Annotated in this window: 4 protein-coding genes; 1 reads left to right on the forward strand and 3 read right to left on the reverse strand. The window is 73.1% G+C overall.

The window, feature by feature from the left end; all coding sequences use genetic code 11:
- A partial coding sequence (locus G3I65_RS04005) for a SelB C-terminal domain-containing protein (RefSeq protein WP_203612276.1) occupies window positions 1-238 on the forward strand: 238 nt, incomplete at its 5' end.
- On the opposite strand, the gene G3I65_RS04010 is transcribed toward G3I65_RS04005, so the two are convergent.
- From G3I65_RS04010 to G3I65_RS04020, 3 genes are all read right to left on the reverse strand, one after another.
- A complete protein-coding gene (locus tag G3I65_RS04010) occupies window positions 235-1,107 on the reverse strand; it encodes an alpha/beta hydrolase (protein ID WP_160694861.1) in 873 nt (290 codons plus the stop codon). The genes G3I65_RS04005 and G3I65_RS04010 overlap by 4 nt on opposite strands.
- A 64-nt stretch (window positions 1,108-1,171) precedes the next feature.
- Entirely contained in the window at window positions 1,172-1,354 is a 183-nt protein-coding gene (locus tag G3I65_RS04015; protein ID WP_125316218.1) for a CsbD family protein, read from the reverse strand.
- Between the two features lie 95 nt (window positions 1,355-1,449).
- A complete protein-coding gene (locus tag G3I65_RS04020) occupies window positions 1,450-2,709 on the reverse strand; it encodes a cation:proton antiporter (protein WP_160694863.1) in 1,260 nt (419 codons plus the stop codon).
- Window positions 2,710-2,898 lie beyond the last annotated feature (189 nt).

Here is a 2,898-nt window from a genome sequence, read left to right on the forward strand (position 1 = left end):
ACTCGCGGCGGCGGTCCGGCTCGGCCGCCTGACCGCGCTCGCCGAAGGGGTCGTGCTCGGGCCGGACGCGGAGGAGCGGGCGGTGGCGGGGCTGCGCGGGCTGGCGGGCCCGTTCACGGTTTCCGAGGCGCGGAAGGCTCTCGACAGCACCCGGCGGGTGATGATCCCGCTGCTGGAGCGGCTCGATGCCTTGGGCCGCACGGAACCCCTCGGGGACGGCACCCGCCGACTGCGCTAAATCCCGCCGAAGAACTCGGCGAGCGCGGCTGCCAGCGCCTCGGGGTTGTCCTCGGCCATGTGGTGCCCCGACTTGATCGCGTGCCCGCGCAGATCGGTCGTCCACGAACGCCAGACACCCAGGACGTCGCCGTAAAGGTCCTCCAGATCGTCGTCGCTCGACCACAGCACCAGGGCCGGGCACGTGATCCGCCGCCCGGCGGCCCGGTCCGCGTCGTCGTGGGCGCGGTCCACGCCCAGGCCCGCGCGGTAGTCCTCCAGCATCGCGGTGACCGTCGCCGGGTCGTGGATCGCGCGGTGGAAGTCGGCGAAGTTCTCCGCGCCGAGCCGGTCCGGCGTGTTCTTGGTGGCGACGTCGTACCAGGCGTCCGGGTCGGCGGTGATCACCCGTTCGGGCTTTTTCGGCTGGGCGAAGAAGAACCAGTGGTACCACTCGCGCGCGAACCGCGCGTCGCAGCGGGCGAGGGCCTCGCCGATCGGGACGGCGTCCAGGATCGCCGCGCCGCGGATCACCGAAGGGTGGTCGAGCGCCAGCCGCGTCGCCACGTACGCGCCGCGGTCGTGTCCAGCCACGAAGAACTGGGGATGCCCGAGGTGCGCCATCAAGGCGACGCAGTCGGCCGCCATGACGCGTTTGCTGTACGGCGTGTGCCCGGCGTCGGTCGGCGGCTTCGTCGAGTGGCCGTAGCCGCGCGTGTCCGGGCACACCACCGTGAACCGCTCCGCGAGCCGCGGCGCCACGCGGTGCCACGTCGTGTGCGTGCGCGGGTGCCCGTGCAGCAGCAGGACCGGCGGGCCCGAGCCCCCGTGGCGCACCCGCAGCGTGACGTCGCCGACGTCGACGTGGTCGAGCGTGAAACCGTCGAACATGTGCCGCCCCCAGCGCGAAAGGCGGCCGCACCCCGGGCAGGGGGTGCGGCCGCGGAAGGACCGGTCAGTCCTTGTTCGTGACGCCCTTCACGGCGTCCTTGATCTTCTCGCCCGCCTGCTTCAGCGAGCCCTTCGCCTGCTCGGACTTGCCCTCGGCCTGCCACTGCTCGTTGTCGGTGGCGTTGCCGACGGCTTCCTTGGCCCGGCCCTTGAGCTCTTCGCCCTTGTTCTCGAACTTGTCGTTCATCGGGGTTGCACCTTCCGTCGCGGCGACATTTCCGGATCGGCCAGTCGCCAAAAGGGCCTTGGCGCACGGTTACCCGGCCGTCGCGGGGCTACACATCAGGTCGACGGCAGGTGGCCGCCCATCCGTTCGATCCGCTGGATCGCCGGCTCCGCGAGGATGCCGTGCACCAGCACCGACACGGCGACGGCGAGCGCGCCGACCCGCCAGAGCACGGCCTGCTGCGGCACCGGGAGCCGGTTGAGCGCGTAGGCCAGGTAGTAGAGCGTGCCGATGCCGCGGACGCCGAAGAACGCGATCGCCGCGGTGGCCGGCCGTCCGGCTGAGCTGCCGAAGAGCGAAAGCCAGCCGAGCACCGGCCGCACGACCAGGACCGCGACGACGGCGAGCACCACTTCGAGCACGCGCAGGCCGCGCAGCAGCCCGTCGCCGATGGCGAGCCCGAGCCCCAGCAGGGCCAGCGGCACGAACAGCCGTTCCAGCTGGTGGCCGAAAGCGTGCAGGACGCCGTGGTAGTCGTGCTCCCGTTCCAGCTTGCGCACGACCACCGCCGCGACGAACACGGCGGCGAACCCGTTGCCGTGGGCCAGTTCCGCCAGCGCGTACGGCAGGAAGGCGAGCGCCAGCAGGACGAGGCCGTCGCCGTACTCGGCCAGCCGCAGCCGGTCCGACGCGGTGTGGAAGATCGCCCAGCCGAGGCCGCGGCCGGCGAGCAGGCCGACCAGCACGCCGATCGCGACGGGCAGCAGGAGGTCCACCAGCACCCAGGAGACGTCCAGGTTCGGCCTGCTGCCCGCCACCGCCAGGCCGAGCAGGACGAACGGCATGGTCAGGCCGTCGTTGAGCCCGGCTTCCGTGGTCAGCGTGAACCGGATTTCGTTGTCCCGGGCCAGGTCCGGCTCGACGTCGGGGTGCGGCACGCCGACGTCGCCCGCCAGCACCGGGTCGGTCGGGGCCAGCGCCGCGGCCAGCAGCAGCGCCACCCCGGGGGCGAGCGCGAGCCACCAGTACCCGAGCGCGGCGATCACCAGGATCGACAGCGGCATGGTCAGGGCCAGCAGCCGCCACGTCGAGCCCCAGCGCTTCAGCCCGAGCGGGCGGTCCACGGACAGGCCGGCCCCGGCGAGCGCGACGAGAATACCCAGCTGGGTGAAGGATTCGACGCCGTGCAGGTGCGCGGCCGGGTCGCCCCAGCCGTTGCCGTACGGTGCGGGCAGCGGCAGCAGGCCCAGGACGATCCCCGCGATCAGCATCACCAGCGGCACCGAGAACGGCCGGTCGGCGACGAGTTTCGGGACGATCGCCGCGGCGAGGGCGAGCAGGCCGGCCACGCCGAACAGCACCGTCAACGACGACAAGGGTTCCTCCTGCCCGCTCGTGCCGTGCCGCCCGGGCGGGAGGTCCGTGCCGGGACCCGGCCGAGCGTGAGCCGGGTCCGCCGCCGCCCCGGATCGGCCGCGCGGGAGTAGCGTTGACCGTCAAGGTGCGTCGCGCCCGGAGTGCCCGGTCGCGTGCGCGGCGAAACCGGTGAGGAGGCGGCGTGACGG

It is taken from the genome of Amycolatopsis sp. SID8362 (genome assembly GCF_010550475.1).
Classification (GTDB): Bacteria; Actinomycetota; Actinomycetes; order Mycobacteriales; family Pseudonocardiaceae; genus Amycolatopsis; species Amycolatopsis eburnea.